This is a genomic window from Streptomyces sp. NPDC002018 (assembly GCF_042890865.1).
Classification (GTDB): domain Bacteria; phylum Actinomycetota; class Actinomycetes; order Streptomycetales; family Streptomycetaceae; genus Streptomyces.
Window position 1 is genome coordinate 319,277 of the sequence record NZ_JBIASO010000005.1, and the last position, 16,784, is coordinate 336,060.

Here is a 16,784-nt window from a genome sequence, read left to right on the forward strand (position 1 = left end):
GGGGGTTCCACTAATTCCACGCGTGTGGGGGGGGGTCACCGGGGTTTTCACCGCGTTTGGTACCCCCGCCCCCCCCCCCCGCCGCGGGCCGCCCCCGGGGGGGGGGGCGGGGCCCCCGGGGCCCCCCCCCCCCACCGGATCCGGCCGGTCCGGGATCACCCCTGACCGTCCGTCCGTCCGTCAGCGCAGCAGGACGCCCGCGCCCTCCCCCGTCATCTCGTCGGGCAGCGTGACCAGCCCCAGATCCGCGCTCGTGGCGAGCAGCGGATGGGAGGGCAGCACCCGGACCGTGTAGCCGTACGGTCCCGTACGGTCCAGCGCGAGCGGTCCCTCGCACACCCAGCGCCCCTCCAGGTCCGGCCCTCCGGCCGGCTTGAGCGGGAAGGCCCGCGCGTCCACGAGTGTGTCGTCCGAGCCGACCCGGCCCGCGACGGCCTGCACCTCCACATCGTCCGGGCGCAGTTCGCCGAGGCCGACCCGGACCCGCAGGGAGAGGGTGGAGCCCAGCTCGGCCGTACCGCAGGCGGCGGTGGCCGCGACAGCCTCCACATGGTCGACCGACACATGGGGCCAGAGCGTGCGGGTGCGGTACTTCCAGGACGCCAGCTCCGTCGCGGTCGCGGCGTCCAGGGCGCGATGGGCATGGGCGGCGGGCTCGTAGAGCCGCTCCACATACTCACGCACCATCCGTCCCGCGAGCACCTTCGGCCCCAGCGTGACCAGGGTGCTGCGGACCATCTCGATCCAGCGCTCGGGCAGACCGTCCGGGCCCCGGTCGTAGAAGCGCGGCGCGACCCGGTCCTCGATCAGCGCGTAGAGGGCGTTCGCCTCCAGCTCGTCCCGGCGGTTCTCGTCGGTGGTCGAGCCGTCCGCGGTGGGGATGGCCCAGCCGAAGTCCGGCTCGAACCACTCGTCCCACCAGCCGTCCAGCACCGACAGATTGAGACAGCCGTTGAGCGCGGCCTTCATCCCGCTGGTGCCGCACGCCTCCAGCGGACGCAGGGGATTGTTCAGCCAGACGTCGCAGCCCGGGTAGAGCTTGCGGGCCATCCCCATGCCGTAGTCGGGCAGGAAGACGATCCGGTGGCGCACCCGGGGATCGTCGGCGAACCGCACCAGCTCCCGCACCAGCCGCTTGCCGCCGTCGTCCGCCGGGTGGGCCTTGCCCGCGACGACGATCTGCACCGGCCGCTCCGGGTCGAGCAGCAGATCCGTCAGCCGGTCGCGGTCGCGCAGCATCAGGGTCAGCCGCTTGTACGAGGGGACACGGCGGGCGAAGCCGATGGTGAGGACGTCCGGATCGAGGACACCGTCGATCCAGCCCAGCTCGGCGGCCTGGGCGCCGCGCTGGAGCCACGACGCCCGCAGCCGCTTGCGCACCTCCGTGACGAGCTGTTCGCGCAGGAGGCGGCGTACGTCCCAGAGATCGGTGTCGGGGACCGCGGGCGAGAGGGTGGCGTCCGGGGGGCCCTCGCCCAGCCGGGCGATCTCGGGCGCGACCCAGGTCGGCGCGTGCACACCGTTGGTCACGGAGGTGATGGGCACCTCCTCCGGGTCGAAGCCCGGCCAGAGCCCGGCGAACATCTCACGGCTGACGGCGCCGTGCAGGGTGGAGACGCCATTGGCCCGCTGGGCGAGCCGCAGCCCCATCACGGCCATGTTGAAGAGATTCGGCTCGCCGCCCGGATAGCTCTCCAGCCCGAGGCCGAGGACCCGCTCGGCGGGCACGCCGGGCAGCTCCCCGTCCTCCCCGAAGTGGCGGGCGACCAGCTCGCGGTCGAACCGGTCGATCCCGGCCGGCACGGGGGTGTGGGTGGTGAAGACCGTGCCGGCCCGGACGGCCTCCAGGGCCGCCTCGAAGCCGAGACCGGTGCCGACGAGTTCGCGGATGCGCTCCAGGCCGAGGAAGCCGGCGTGGCCCTCGTTCGTGTGGAACACCTCGGGCGCCGGGTGGCCGGTGAGCCGGCAGTACGCGCGGACCGCGCGGACCCCGCCGATGCCCAGCAGCATCTCCTGGAGGAGGCGGTGCTCGCTGCCGCCGCCGTAGAGCCGGTCGGTGACATCGCGCTCGCCCGGACCGTTCTCCTCGACGTCCGAGTCGAGCATCAGCAGCGGGACCCTCCCCACCTGCGCCTGCCAGACACCGGCGCGCAGCGTGCGCCTGCCCGGCAGGGTGAGGACGATCCGGGTGGGGGTGCCGTCCTCCTCGCGCAGCGGGGTGAGCGGCAGTTCGTTGGGGTCGAGGACCGGATACTGCTCCTGCTGCCAGCCGTCCCGGGAGAGCGACTGGCGGAAGTAGCCGTGCCGGTAGAGCAGACCGACGCCGATGAGCGGTACGCCCAGATCGCTGGCGGCCTTGAGGTGGTCCCCGGCGAGGATGCCGAGACCCCCGGAGTACTGCGGCAGGGCGGCGGTGACACCGAACTCGGGCGAGAAATAGCCGACGGCGGCGGGCAGCTCGGCGCCCTCGCCGTCGCGCTCCTGGTACCAGCGGTCGCCGCGCAGATAGGTGTCGAGACCGGCCGCGGCGGCGGTCAGCCTGTCCAGGAACGAACTGTCCCCGGCCAGCTCGGCCAGACGGGCGGCGGAGACGGTGCCGAGCAGCCGTACGGGGTCGCCGTCGGCGGCCCGCCAGCCGGCGGGATCGACGGCTTCGAAGAGCTCTCGGGTCTCGGTGTGCCAGGACCAGCGCAGATTGCGGGCGAGGTCGCTGAGCGGTTGGAGTGGTTCGGGCAGGACGGGGCGGACGGTGAACCGACGGATTGCCTTCACGTGTTCCACCTTCGCAGGGACATACGAGTCGGAGCGGGCGCACCACGGGTGTGCGGTCCGCCGTCCCTCCGACGGTAGTCCCCAGGCGGCCCGAGCAACCACGGCGCATGCGCGCATTCGCCTGCGGCTCTCTACGCCCCAGTAGTTAACAGATCACCGGATTGCCCACCCGAAGGGAGGGGGAAGGCTCAACCGGTACGCACAGCTCCACGCACCGCTCATACGCAGTGCCCGTACGGCAAACGAGCGCGTTCTCACACGATTCCAGCGCTATTCGAGTGAACGCGGACAGGAGCGGCCATGCCCGCAGCCTCCCAGTCGTCTACCGAGCAGCTACAAAGAACCTCAAAACCTAGTAAAGGTACGCAGCCGGCTCAGCCCGACGCACCCGCTCCATCCGGTCGAACGGCCGAGCCCGGTCCATCCACCGCATCCGACCGACCCGCCCCACCCGCCCTGCCTGTCACGCCCGCACAGCCCTCAGGTGATCCAGTGAAACCGCTGATTGGTCGCATTCCCGTCCTGGACGTACAACCGCTCGTCGACTGCGGCAGACGCCCCGCGAAGGCGGTGAGCGGTGAGTCCTTCCAGGTCACCGCGACCGTCTTCCGGGAGGGTCATGACGCCGTCGCGGCCAATGTCGTCCTCATGGACCCCGGTGGCCGCCCAGGCCCCTGGACCCCGATGCGTGAACTCGCCCCCGGCACCGACCGCTGGGGCGCCGAGGTCACCCCCACCGAGGAAGGCCGCTGGACCTACACCGTCGAGGCGTGGAGCGACCCCGTCGCCACCTGGCGCCACGCCGCCCGGATCAAGATCCCCGCGGCCACCGACGAGCACGACATCGCCCTCGTCCTCGCGGAGGGCGCGGAGCTGTACGAGCGGGCCGCGGCCGGTGTGCCGAAGCCCGAGGACCGGGAGGCCGTGCTGGCCGCCGTGGACGCCCTGCGCGACGAGTCGCTGTCCGCCGCGGACCGGCTGGCCGCCGCGCTCTCCCCGGAGGCCGACGCCGCCCTGGCCCGCCACCCGCTGCGCGACCTGGTCACCGCCTCGCGCCCCGCTCCCCTGCTCGTCGAGCGCAGGCGCGCGCTGTACGGCTCCTGGTACGAGCTGTTCCCGCGCTCCGAGGGCGCGGTCCTCACGAAGGACGGGCCGCCGGTCAGCGGTACCTTCAGAACGGCCGCCGAGCGGCTGCCCGCGGTCGCCGCGATGGGGTTCGACGTCGTCTATCTGCCGCCGGTCCACCCCATCGGCACCACCCACCGCAAGGGCCCCAACAACACCCTGGAGCCCGGCCCCGGGGATGTCGGTGTGCCGTGGGCGATCGGCTCGCCCGACGGCGGCCATGACGCGATCCATCCCGATCTGGGTACGATCGAGGACTTCGACCACTTCGTGGAGACGGCCCGCACCCTGCGGATGGAGATCGCGCTCGACTTCGCGCTCCAGTGCTCCCCCGACCACCCCTGGGTCAGCAAGCACCCCGAGTGGTTCCACCACCGCGCCGACGGCTCGATCGCCTACGCCGAGAACCCGCCGAAGAAGTACCAGGACATCTATCCCATCGCCTTCGACAGCGATCTGCGCGGGCTGGTCCGGGAGACCACCCGCATTCTGCGGTACTGGATGGCCCACGGCGTACGGATCTTCCGCGTCGACAATCCGCACACCAAGCCGGTGATCTTCTGGGAGAAGGTCATCGCGAACATCAACCGCACCGACCCCGATGTGATCTTCCTGGCCGAGGCGTTCACCCGGCCGGCGATGATGCGCACGCTCGGCGCGGTCGGCTTCCAGCAGTCGTACACGTACTTCACCTGGCGCAACGGGAAGCAGGAGCTCACCGAGTACCTCGTCGAACTGTCCCGGGAGACCGCCGCGTACATGCGGCCGAATTTCTTCGTCAACACGCCGGACATCCTGCACGCCTATCTTCAGGAGGGGGGCCGGCCCGCCTTCGAGGTACGGGCCGTGCTCGCGGCGACGATGGCGCCTTCCTGGGGTGTCTACGCGGGGTACGAACTCTGCGAGAACACCCCCGCGAAGCCGGGCAGTGAGGAGTACCTTGACTCCGAGAAGTATCAGCTGAGGCCCCGGGACTGGGAGGCGGCCGAGCGTGAGGGCCGCACCATCGCCCCGTTGATCACCCTGCTCAACCGGATCCGACGACGGCATCCCGCACTTCAGCAACTGCGCGACATCCATTTCCACCACGCCGACAATGACGCGGTCATCGCGTACAGCAAGCGGGCGGGCACGGACATCGTTCTGGTGGTCGTCAACCTCGACCCTCACCACACCCAGGAGGCGACGGTCTCGTTGGACATGGAACGGCTCGGCCTTGAACCGCACGAGACCGTTCCGGTGCGCGACGAGCTCACCGGCGAGACCTATCACTGGGGCAGCTCCAACTATGTGCGTCTCGAGCCGGGCGTCACGCCCGCGCACATCGTGGTGCTGCGACCGTCCCCGCCGATCGGAGGGTCACCCACATCATGATCGTCAATGAGCCCGTCCACGACACGTTCGAGGACACCCCGGCCAAGGACCGGGATCCCGACTGGTTCAAGCGTGCCGTCTTCTACGAGGTCCTGGTGCGTTCGTTCCAGGACAGCAACGGCGACGGCATCGGAGACCTCAAGGGCATCACCGCCAAGCTGGACTATCTCCAGTGGCTCGGGGTCGACTGTCTCTGGCTGCCGCCGTTCTTCAAGTCGCCTCTGCGCGACGGCGGCTACGACGTGTCCGACTACACGTCGGTGCTTCCCGAGTTCGGCGACCTCGCCGACTTCGTGGAGTTCGTCGACGCCGCGCACCAGCGCGGTATGCGCGTGATCATCGACTTCGTCATGAACCACACCAGCGATCAGCACGAGTGGTTCCAGGAGTCCCGCAAGGACCCCGAGGGCCCCTACGGCGACTACTACGTCTGGGCCGACGACGACAAGCAGTTCCAGGACGCCCGGATCATCTTCGTCGACACGGAGACGTCCAACTGGACCTTCGACCCGGTGCGCAAGCAGTACTACTGGCACCGGTTCTTCTCGCACCAGCCCGATCTCAACTACGAGAACCCGGCGGTGCAGGAGGAGATCGTCTCCGCGCTGCGGTTCTGGCTGGACCTGGGCATCGACGGCTTCCGGCTGGACGCCGTGCCGTATCTGTACCAGCAGGAGAACACCAACTGCGAGAACCTCCCGGCCACCCATGAGTTCCTCAAGCGGGTACGCGCGGAGATCGACGCCAACTACCCGGACACGGTGATCCTCGCCGAGGCCAACCAGTGGCCGGAGGATGTCGTCGACTACTTCGGCGACTACGCCAAGGGCGGCGACGAATGCCACATGGCGTTCCACTTCCCCGTGATGCCGCGGATCTTCATGGCCGTACGGCGCGAGTCCCGCTACCCGGTCTCGGAAATCCTGGCGAAGACCCCGGCGATCCCGACCAACTGCCAGTGGGGCATCTTCCTGCGCAACCATGACGAGCTGACCCTCGAAATGGTCACGGACGAAGAGCGCGACTACATGTACGCGGAGTACGCCAAGGATCCCCGGATGCGGGCCAACATCGGCATCCGGCGCCGGCTCGCCCCGCTGCTGGACAACGACCGCAACCAGATCGAGCTGTTCACCGCGCTGCTGCTGTCGCTGCCGGGATCCCCGATCCTCTACTACGGGGACGAGATCGGGATGGGCGACAACATCTGGCTCGGCGACCGGGACGCCGTACGGACCCCGATGCAGTGGACCCCCGACCGGAACGCGGGATTCTCGTCCAGCGACCCGGGCCGGCTCTATCTGCCGACGATCATGGACCCGGTCTACGGGTACCAGGTGACCAATGTGGAGGCGTCGATGGCGTCGCCGTCCTCGCTGCTGCACTGGACCCGGCGGATGATCGAGATCCGCAAGCAGAATCCGGCCTTCGGACTCGGCTCGTACACCGAGCTGCCGTCCTCGAACCCCGCGGTCCTCGCGTTTCTGCGCGAGGCGCCCTCCCCCCAGGGCGACGGCGACGACCTGGTGCTCTGCGTGCACAACTTCTCACGGTTCGCCCAGCCCACCGAGCTGGATCTGCGCCAGTTCAGCGGGCGCCATCCGGTGGAGCTGATCGGCGGGGTGCGCTTCCCCGCCATCGGGGAGTGGCCCTATCTGCTGACGCTCGCGGGCCACGGTTTCTACTGGTTCCGGCTCAGGAAGGACACCGTGCCCGGCGCCGGTCCGTGATCCGGACCGCCCCGGTCCCGTGCGAGGCGGTTTCCGCCGCCCCGCACGGGGCACGCTCCACCACAGCCGGCACATTCCGTTTCGATCGGGTCCGTATCGAGTTCTTAACGAGTTCGTACGGAAACGATCAGCAAACCGCTCTTGTATGGACTGCGTACGGACATTGTCCGCACTCCGTACGGACAGAACCGAGCCCGTACGGATCATCCTCACCCGACACGTCCCGCACAGCCGGACAGCCATTGCCGCAATCCGGGACACTCTGCGCATCCTGTGGTGTGCCCGGGGAAAGGACGCGATGCCATGTCGAAGGCTGCCTCCACCCGGACTACCCCGTGCCTCGTCACCGCCTCGCCCGCTGCCTCACCAGCCGTGTCGTCCGCTCTCTCGCCCGCCGACGCGAAGGCGCTGGTCGGCTCGCTCGCACCGCTGCTCCATGACTGGCTCCCCCGCCAGCGCTGGTTCGCGGGCAAGGGCCGGCCGGTCACCGGCTTCGTTCCGGTGGCGGCCACCGAGCTGCTGCCGATGAACGCGGGGGGTCCGGGGCTGCTGCATCTGCTCGTACGGGTCGAACAGCGGAGCGCCTCGGGGCCGCCGCCGTCGATTCCCTCCTCCACCCCCTCGGGGGTCGCCTCCTCGGCCGCGGGCTCCGCCACCGTCTCCGGCGGCGACTGCTACCAGCTTCTGCTCGGGGTACGGAAGGCACTGCCGCCGGCCCTGGCCCCCGCGCTGATCGGCCATGCCACCCAGGGCCCGCTGGCCGGCCGCACCGTCTACGAGGGACTGCACGACCCGCGCCTGGCCGAACTGCTGCTGGAGCGGCTGCGCGCGTCCGGCGCGCTGGGGCCGCTGCGGTTCGACCACGCGGGCACGGTCCCCGCCGGGCTGGCCGGGCGGCTGCTCGACGCGGAGCAGTCGAACTCGTCCCTGGTGTACGGCGACGCGTTCATCCTCAAGATCCTGCGGCGGGTCTTCCCCGGACCCCATCCCGATCTGGAACTGCCGCTCGCGCTGGCCGCCGAGGGGTGCGAGCGGGTGCCCGCCCCCGTCGCCTGGTTCGAGGCGGCCGACCCGTCCGGCAGCGGAGACTCCCTGACCCTCGGTGTGCTCCAGCCCTATCTGCGCGGCTCCCAGGACGGCTGGCAGCTCGCCCTGGCCGCGCTGGCCAGGGGCCGCGACTTCACGAAGGAGGCGCGCGCGCTCGGCCGGGCCACCGCCGAGGTGCACATCGCGCTCGCCGCCGCGCTGCCGACGGTCACCCTGGGGCGCCGGCAGACCGCGCAGCTCGCGGAGGGCATGGCCGAGCGTCTGGAGGCGGCGGCGCGGGCGGTGCCGGTGCTCATGCCGTACGTACCGGGGCTGCGCACCGCGTTCGACGCGCTCGCCGGGCTGGACGAGGCGGCCCGCGGCAGACCCGCGCAGCGCGTCCACGGCGATCTGCATCTCGGGCAGACCCTGCGCACGCCGGACGGACGGTGGTCGGTCATCGACTTCGAGGGCGAGCCGGCCCGCCCCCTCGCCGAGCGCCGTCGGCCGCAGCCGCCGGTCCGCGATGTCGCGGGCATGCTCCGCTCCTTCGACTACGCGGCACGCTCCCACGAGCCCTGGCGCCCGGACTGGGCGGCCCGCTGCCGGGCCGCGTACTGCGAGGGATACGCCCTGGCGGCGGGCACCGACCCGCGCGCGGAGCCGCAACTGCTGCGCGCGTACGAGACGGACAAGGCGGTCTACGAGGTGCTGTACGAGGCCAGGCACCGCCCGGACTGGCTCCCGGTGCCGATGGCGGCGATCCGCCGGCTGGCGGACGGCACCTGAGACGGCGCCCCGGGCCCGGCGCCCCCGGCACCGGCACCCCGGCTCCCCTGTCCCCCGTATCCCCGTCCCTCGTGTCGTCTCTCGTATCCCCGTCCCTCGTGTCGTCTCTCGTGTCCCCGACTCCCGGGGCACCGTCCGTGGCCCGCGGTCACCGGCCGTGCCCCGGTTTCCAGGGGCCGGCGGTCCGCAGCGGCGGGCCACCGGTTCCGCGCCCCGTGACCGTACGCCGCACCGACCGTCCGCACAGCGCAGTCCCGCCGAGGAGGCAGCCCCCGTGACCGCCCGCACGCCGTCCGACCGTCCTTCGGAGCCCACGCTCCCCACCACCGCCGTCCCCGCCCCGGCGGGGAAGGCGAAGAAGCCCGCGCGCCGCGGGCGACCGCAGGGCTCCGGCGCCGCCGCGCCCGCGCCGCGCGCCACCCCGGGCGGCCGCGGGGTGCGGGCCGCTCCCGCGCCGGCCGAGGACGACCGGCAGCGGCTGCTCGACGGTTCCCACCACGATCCGCACGCGCTGCTGGGCGCGCACCCGGTGAAGGACGGCGTGCTCTTCAGGACCCTGCGGCCGTACGCGCGCGCCGTGACCGTCGTCGTGGACGAGCAGGACCTGCGGGCCGAGCTGAACGACGACGGCGACGGATTCTTCTCCGGCGTGCTGCCCCTGCCCGCCGGACCGGAGCCCGCCGCGCCGGAACCCGCCGTGCCCGAGTACACCCTCCTCGTCCGCTACAGCGAGGCCACGGAGCCGCTCGACGAGCTGGAGGTGCTGGACCCGTACCGCTTCCTGCCCTCCCTCGGCGAACTCGATCTGCATCTGATCGGCGAGGGCAGGCACGAGGAGCTGTGGCGGGCCCTGGGCGCCCGGCCCATGGTCCACCAGGGGGTGGCCGGCACCCGCTTCACCCTCTGGGCGCCCAATGCCCGGGGCGTGCGGGTCTCCGGCGACTTCAACTACTGGGACGGCACGGCGCTCCCGATGCGCTCGCTCGGCTCCACCGGGGTCTGGGAGCTGTTCGTGCCCGGGATCGGCGAGGGCGCGCTCTACAAGTTCGACATCACCCGCCCCGACGGTTCGCACACCGTACGGGCCGACCCGATGGCGCGGCGTACCGAGGTGCCGCCCGCCACCGCCTCCATCGTGACCGAGTCGCACCATGTGTGGCGCGACGAGGAGTGGCTCGCCCACCGTGCCGACCGCCCGGTGCACGAGGCGCCGTTCTCGGTCTACGAGGTCCATCTCGCCTCCTGGCGGCCGGGGTTGACGTACCGTCAGCTCGCCGCGCAGCTCCCCGCCTATGTCAAGGACCTCGGCTTCACCCATGTCGAGCTGATGCCGGTCGCCGAGCATCCCTTCGGCGGGTCCTGGGGCTACCAGGTCACCGGCTTCTACGCGCCCACCTCCCGCATGGGCACCCCGGACGACTTCCGGTACCTCGTCGACGCCCTGCACCGCGCGGGTATCGGGGTGATCGTCGACTGGGTGCCGGCGCACTTCCCCAAGGACGACTGGGCGCTGGCCCGGTTCGACGGCCGGCCGCTGTACGAGCACGCCGACCCCCGGCGGGCCGAGCACCCCGACTGGGGAACGCTGGAGTTCGACTACGGCCGCACCGAGGTCCGCAACTTCCTGGTCGCGAACGCGGTGTACTGGTGCGAGGAGTTCCATGTCGACGGACTGCGTGTCGACGCGGTGGCCTCGATGCTCTACCTCGACTACTCGCGCGAGGAGGGCCAGTGGACCCCGAACGAGCACGGCGGCCGGGAGAATCTGGACGCGGTGGCCTTCCTCCAGGAGATGAACGCCACCGTCTACCGCCGCTGTCCCGGTGTGGTGACCATCGCCGAGGAGTCCACCGCCTGGAACGGTGTCACCCGTGCCACCCACCACAGGGGCCCCGACGGGTTCGGCGGTCTCGGCTTCGGGCTGAAGTGGAACATGGGCTGGATGCACGACTCGCTGGACTACGTCTCCAAGGAGCCGGTCCACCGCAAGTACCACCACGGCGAGATGACCTTCTCGATGGTGTACGCGTACAGCGAGAACTATGTGCTGCCGATCTCGCACGACGAGGTCGTGCACGGCAAGCGGTCGCTGGTCTCCAAGATGCCCGGCGACTGGTGGCAGCAGCGCGCCGACGAACGCGCCTATCTGGGCTTCATGTGGGCCCATCCCGGCAAGCAGCTCCTCTTCATGGGGCAGGAGTTCGCCCAGGGCGCGGAGTGGTCGGAGAGCCATGGCCCTGACTGGTGGCTGCTCGACCCGTCGTACGAGGCGGAGGCCGACCACCGGGGTGTGCGCGACCTGGTGCGCGACCTGAACAGGGTGTACGGCGCGACGCCCGCGCTCTGGCAGCGCGACACCGTGCCCGAGGGCTTCTCCTGGGTGGACGGGGACGCGGCCGACGACAATGTCTTCGCCTTCCTCCGCTTCGACGCGGAGGGCTCGCCGCTGCTCGCGGTCTCCCACTTCTCGCCGGTGGTCCGCCGGCAGTACCGGTTCGGTGTCCCCGAGGAGTTCACGGCCTGGACCGAGGTGCTCAACACGGACGCGGCGCGCTACGGCGGCAGTGATGTGCTCAATCCTGAGCCGCTGAAGACGGAGTCGGTGGGCTCGCACGGGCGCCCGGCCAGCATCCAGCTCACCCTGCCCCCGCTGGCGACGGTCTGGCTGCGGCCCGTCTGAGGCCCGTCTGAGGCCCGTCTGAGGCCCGTCTGCGGCCTGTCCTGGGTGCCGTCCCCGCCGGGAAGACCGTCCCGGCGGGGGCCGGAGGGGGCCGGGGGGCGGCACCCGGACCCTTCAGGTGCGTACGATCCCCAGCCGCTGGGTCGCCCGGGTCAGTGCCACATACAGGTCGTTGGTGCCGCGCGGTGAGCCCTTCAGGATGCCGTCCGGGTCGACGACGATCACCGTGTCGAATTCCAGGCCCTTCGCCTGACGGGCGCTGAGCAGGACCACGGGCCGGGTCAGATCGGGCGCGGCTCCCCAGGAGGCGTCCGGGAGTTCGGCGGCCAGGGCGGGGAGCAGGGTGGCCGGGGCGAGCACCGCGACCCGGCCCTCGCCCGGATGCGCCAGCTCGGGTCCGGCCGTCAGCGCGGCGGCCGTACGGACCAGGTCCGCCGGCTCCACGGTACGGACGAGCGGGGCGCGGCCGGTCGACCGTACCGACGTCGGGGGTTCGAAGAGCGGGTCGGCCGTCCGCCGTACCTCGGCCGCGATCTCCATGATCTCCGTGGGGGTGCGGTAGTTGACCCCGAGCGTGGCGAGCTTCCAGCGCTCGCCGACATACGGCCCGAGGATCTGCTGCCAGGAGTCGCAGCCCGCCGCGTCCCCGGTCTGGGCGGGGTCGCCGACCAGGGTCATGGAGCGGGTGGGGCAGCGGCGCATCAGCAGACGCCAGGCCATCGCGGAGAGTTCCTGGGCCTCGTCCACGACGATATGACCGAAGGCCCAGGTGCGGTCGGCGGCGGCCCGTTCGGCGGCGCTGCGGGTGTCGCTCTCCTCCTGCCGGTCCGCGAACCGCTCGGCGTCGATGATGTCGTGCGCGGCGAGCACCTCGGACTCCTGGTCCTCGAACTCGAAGGTCTTCGAGCCCTCCGAGAGGTCGAGCACGCCCTGCGCGTAGGCGATCCGGTCCTGGCGTTCGGCCTCCGCCGCGGCGCGGGCGGCGCTGTCGTCCTCCCCGAGCAGTTCGGCGGCCTCGTCCAGCAGCGGTACGTCGGCCGGGGTCCACGGGCCGTCGGCCCTGCGGATCAGCGCGGCCTCGTCGTCCGGCAGCCGGGACGGGGCGGCGAGGAAGTCCGCGACGAACCGCTGCGGGGTGAGCAGCGGCCAGAGCTCCTCGATCGCCGCGTGCACCTCACGGCTGGTGGCGATCTCCTTGCCGAGCTGGGCGATGTCGTCGGCGCCGAGCAGATTGGGACCGTCGAGCGGATCGGCGCCGATCCGCTCCGCGAGCTGTGCGGTCAGGGCGTCGATGACATGGAAGGCGAAGTGCGGACGGGCCAGATTGTGCGGAAGGCCGGTCCCCCGGGCGTGCCAGCGGGCGTCCTCGGCCATCGCGCGGTCGAGGAGGAGCGTCCCGTAGCCCTCGTGGGCGATCTCGGTGGCGCGGTGGGGCACGGTCTGCCGGTCGCGCAGGACGGCGGCCAGCACCTCGGCCATCGCCGCCCTGCCCTTGATCTCGGCCACCGCCGGGGTGTCCGTACCGGTGGCCTCGACGCCGGGGAACAGCTCGCCGGTGGTGGCCAGCAGCACCCCGGTCTCACCGAGCGAGGGCAGTACCTCGCCGATATAGCCGAGGAAGGCGGGGTTGGGGCCGACGATCAGCACGGCCCGGCGGGCGAGCTGCTCCCGGTGCGCGTAGAGCAGATAGGCCGCGCGGTGCAGCGCGACAGCGGTCTTGCCGGTGCCGGGACCGCCCTCGACGACCAGGACACCGCGGTGCGGCGCGCGGATGATGCGGTCCTGTTCGGCCTGGATGGTCTGGACGATGTCGCTCATCCGGCCCGTACGCGCCGAGTTGAGCGCGGAGAGCAGTACGGCGTCACCGTCCGGGTCCTCGTATCCGGTGCGGGTGGTGTCGGTGAGATCCATGATCTCGTCGTGCAGCGCGGTGACCCGGCGCCCCTGGGTGGTGAGGTGGCGGCGCCTGCGCAGCCCCATGGGGGAATAGCCGGTGGCGAGATAGAAAGGGCGTGCCACGGGAGCCCGCCAGTCGATCAGCAGCGGGGTGTGTTCCTCGTCGTCCGCGCGCATTCCGATACGACCGATGTGGTGGGTGGCGCCGGCCCCGGCGGTGTTATCGCCCTCGGCCTCGCTCTCAGTCCCGTTCTCGGCCCCGGGATCGCTCTCACGGAGGTCGATCCGCCCGAAACACAGCCCCGTCTCGACGGCGTTCAGCGAGGAGAGCCGGTCGGACTGCTCCGCCACGCTGATGTCCCGTTCCACCCGGGCCTGGCGCACGGTGGTGACCTGGCCGGCCGACGCCTCCACGGCGGCCCCGGCCTGCTCCCTGAGGGCATCGAGACGCTCGTAGAGGACAGAGATGAATTGCTGCTCATTCCGCAATTCGTCGATGGATTCCCTGGTTGACAATTCAGCCCCTGTCCGATACGCTTCATTCCAGCGAGTGGCCCGCATCCTCAAAGGAAATCAGGACACGGAAACACTCAATATACGCAGACGAATACCCCGGCCGTCAATTCGGACCGGGGATTTTTTGTGCGCACCGCCGGACGGATTCCGGGAGCGGACCGGCCGGCGCAGGCGTCGTCCGTGGGCCGGTCCTCTCATGCCGAAGGGGCCGGCGGCGTACGGCCACCGGCCCCTTCCGTACGCGTCAGAGCACGTCGGCCAGCTCCCGCAACAGCGTGCGCTTCGGCCGGGCGCCGACCATCGACTTCACCGGCTCGCCCTCGCGGAACACGAGGAGGGTCGGCAGCGCGAGCACGGCGTACCGCGCCGCGGTCCGCGGGTTGGTGTCCACATCGATCTGTACGACCTTGAGACGGGCGGCCTCCTCCTCGGCCACGGCGCTCAGGACCGGTGCGAGCTGGCGGCACGGAGGGCACCAGTCCGCGGTGAACTCCACCAGGACCGGCTGCCCGGAGTTCAGTACCTCGTCGTCGAAGTCGGCGTCCGTCACCGCGTCGACGCCCGCTGCCTTGATCATTCCTCTTCCCCTCCATGAGTGGGCCCGCCATGTGTGAGGCCCTGTGCTGTGAGCTCGCACCGGGGCTCGGGGCCGGCGCCGAAGACGGGTCCGCGGCCGGGACCGCGACCGGTGCCGATGCCGATGCCTGCGCCTGTGCCTGTGCCTGTGCCGGAGCCGGAGCGGAGGGCCGGCCCGGACCCCGGGCCGGGACCCGCGCTCTCCGCCCCCGCGCCCGCTGCCCGAGCGCCCTCCGCCTGGGCGAGTTGTGCCCCGACCTGGGCCCGGACCGACTGGAGCTGGTCGATCAGACCGTCCAGTTCCATGAGCTTGCGCCGGTACACGGCGAGCGAGGCGGGACACGCGTCCCCGGCCGGATGCCCGGCGCGCAGACACTCCACGAACGGCCGCGTCTCCTCAAGATCGAACCCGAAGTCCTGAAGGGTCCTGATCTGCTGGAGGAGCCGCAGATCGCTCTCGTCGTACGTGCGGTACCCGTTCACCGCGCGCCGTGCGGGCAGCAGCCCGCGGGACTCGTAGTACCGCAGAGTCCGGGCGGTGGTGCCGGCCCGCTCCGCAAGCTCGCCGATGCGCATGTCCCCGACCGTAATCCTTGACGCCGACGTCAGGGCAAGGAGCCGGTTCCTTCAGGAAATGGACGGGGCGGGAGCCATTGACGAGTCACCCGGCAGGTCGTACAAGACGTACTGAGAGCGCTCTCAGATCTCCCTCGGCACCATCCTCACCGGAGGTGTTTCCTTGAGAACGAGCCGCATCAGCACGACGATCCACTCCCTCGGCGGCCGTACCGGACGAAGGGCCCCGGCCCGTCCCCGTACGCCCCGCACGCCCCGCACCCCCCTGGTCGCCGCGGCCCTGGCGCTGGCCGTCGCGCTGGCGGGCTTCATCGGTCTGACCGGCGCGGGCAGCGCGCAGGGCGCCATCCCGCCCGCTCCCGGCTGGAACCTCCAGTGGAGCGACGACTTCAACGGCGCCGACCGCACCCCGCCCTCGTCCGCCAACTGGCAGACCGACACCGGTCACGGCTACCCCGGCGGGCCCGGCAACTGGGGCACCGGCGAGATCCAGAACTACACCGCGAGCCCCGACAATCTGAGCCTCGACGGCAACGGCAACCTCCGGATCACCCCGCTCAGGGACGGCGCGGGCAACTGGACCTCCGCCCGGATCGAGACCCATCGCGCCGACTTCAAGGCTCCGACGGGCGGCACCCTCCGTATCGAGGGCCGTATCCAGATGCCGAACGTGACCGGGAACGCCGCGCTCGGCTACTGGCCCGCCTTCTGGGCGCTCGGTTCGCCGTACCGCGGCAACTACTGGAACTGGCCGGGCACCGGTGAGTTCGACATCATGGAGAACGTCAACGGGATCAACTCCGTCTGGGGCGTGCTGCACTGCGGCGTGAACCCGGGCGGCCCCTGCAACGAGACCACCGGCCTCGGCGCCAGCCGCGCCTGCCCCGGCGCGAGCTGCCAGTCCGCCTTCCACACCTACCGCTTCGAGTGGGACCGCTCGGTGGCACCGAACGAGCTGCGCTGGTACGTGGACGACCAGCTCTTCCACTCCGTACGGCAGGACCGGGTCGACGCGGGGACCTGGGCCAACATGACCGACCACGCCGGATACTTCCTGCTGCTCAACGTGGCGATCGGCGGCGCGTTCCCGGACGCGCTCGGCGGTCCGACCCCCACCGCGGCGACCGTACCCGGCCGTCCCATGCTCGTGGACTATGTGGCCGTCTGGACGCGCGGCGGCGGCTCGACCCCGAGCGACCCGCCCACCGATCCGCCGCCTTCCGGCTCCTCCACGCTGTACGCGCGTACGGGCGCCGGCCTCGGCGACTCCACCGGCTCGGCCACGACGGCCGCCCTTCCCACGGCGGGCGGCGCCAACCACGACGGCACACCGCACAATCCGCAGGTCTTCACCTCCAGCGGTATCACCCGCACGTACAACGGCGGCTCGACGCAGTTCGACCTCTTCGTCGACGCGGGCGCGGCGGTCGGCAACGGGCAGCAGGTCAGGGTGAGTTACGACCGCACGGGCGACGGCACCTGGGACCGCACGGAGACGTATCTGTACTTCGCGACCGACCCCGTCGCCGGCTACGAGCACTACACCCAGGCGCGCGGGCTGAAGTCGGCCACCGGTACCCATGGCAACCTCACCAACGGGAAGGTGCGCATAGAGGTCTGGAACGCCATCGGCAACGGCCCCAGCACCCTCGGCATCGGCAACCAGTCCGTGGTCCGCATCCCCTTCGCCTGACCCACCCCCGCCCACACCCCGGCCGGCTCGT

At 71.2% G+C, this 16,784-nt stretch carries 8 protein-coding genes and 1 pseudogene; 5 read left to right on the top strand and 4 right to left on the bottom strand.

The window, feature by feature from the left end:
* Positions 1-180 precede the first annotated feature (180 nt).
* Complete coding sequence (glgP, locus tag ACFYYH_RS10920) at positions 181-2,772, bottom strand: alpha-glucan family phosphorylase (protein ID WP_388548701.1); 2,592 nt, start codon at positions 2,770-2,772, stop codon at positions 181-183.
* 501 nt (positions 2,773-3,273) lie between these two features.
* Between glgP and ACFYYH_RS10925 the strand changes: the two genes are divergently transcribed.
* From ACFYYH_RS10925 to glgB, 4 genes are all read left to right on the top strand, one after another.
* On the top strand, positions 3,274-5,271 hold the full coding sequence (locus tag ACFYYH_RS10925) for an alpha-1,4-glucan--maltose-1-phosphate maltosyltransferase (RefSeq protein ID WP_388548904.1): 1,998 nt from the start codon (positions 3,274-3,276) through the stop codon (positions 5,269-5,271).
* Complete coding sequence (gene treS, locus ACFYYH_RS10930) at positions 5,268-7,001, top strand: maltose alpha-D-glucosyltransferase (protein ID WP_388548703.1); 1,734 nt, start codon at positions 5,268-5,270, stop codon at positions 6,999-7,001. Before ACFYYH_RS10925 ends, treS begins: the two co-directional genes overlap by 4 nt.
* Before the next feature lie 303 nt (positions 7,002-7,304).
* On the top strand, positions 7,305-8,816 hold the full coding sequence (locus ACFYYH_RS10935; protein WP_388548704.1) for a phosphotransferase: 1,512 nt from the start codon (positions 7,305-7,307) through the stop codon (positions 8,814-8,816).
* A 274-nt stretch (positions 8,817-9,090) separates the two neighbouring features.
* Complete coding sequence (glgB, locus tag ACFYYH_RS10940) at positions 9,091-11,496, top strand: 1,4-alpha-glucan branching enzyme (protein ID WP_388548706.1); 2,406 nt, start codon at positions 9,091-9,093, stop codon at positions 11,494-11,496.
* 114 nt (positions 11,497-11,610) lie between these two features.
* Here glgB and ACFYYH_RS10945 read toward each other — a convergent pair whose 3' ends face one another.
* From ACFYYH_RS10945 to ACFYYH_RS10955, 3 genes and pseudogenes are all read right to left on the bottom strand, one after another.
* Positions 11,611-13,908 (bottom strand): HelD family protein, encoded by a 2,298-nt coding sequence (locus ACFYYH_RS10945; RefSeq protein WP_388548708.1) that lies wholly within the window; start codon positions 13,906-13,908, stop codon positions 11,611-11,613.
* Between the two features lie 244 nt (positions 13,909-14,152).
* Positions 14,153-14,485, bottom strand: a complete 333-nt coding sequence (trxA, locus tag ACFYYH_RS10950; protein WP_388548709.1) for a thioredoxin — start codon at positions 14,483-14,485, stop codon at positions 14,153-14,155.
* Positions 14,486-14,667: 182 nt separating this feature from the next.
* Positions 14,668-15,060, bottom strand: a pseudogene (locus ACFYYH_RS10955) (MerR family transcriptional regulator); the annotation flags it as partial.
* A gap of 265 nt (positions 15,061-15,325) precedes the next feature.
* Here ACFYYH_RS10955 and ACFYYH_RS10960 point away from each other — a divergent pair.
* Complete coding sequence (locus tag ACFYYH_RS10960) at positions 15,326-16,753, top strand: glycoside hydrolase family 16 protein (RefSeq protein ID WP_388548906.1); 1,428 nt, start codon at positions 15,326-15,328, stop codon at positions 16,751-16,753.
* Positions 16,754-16,784 lie beyond the last annotated feature (31 nt).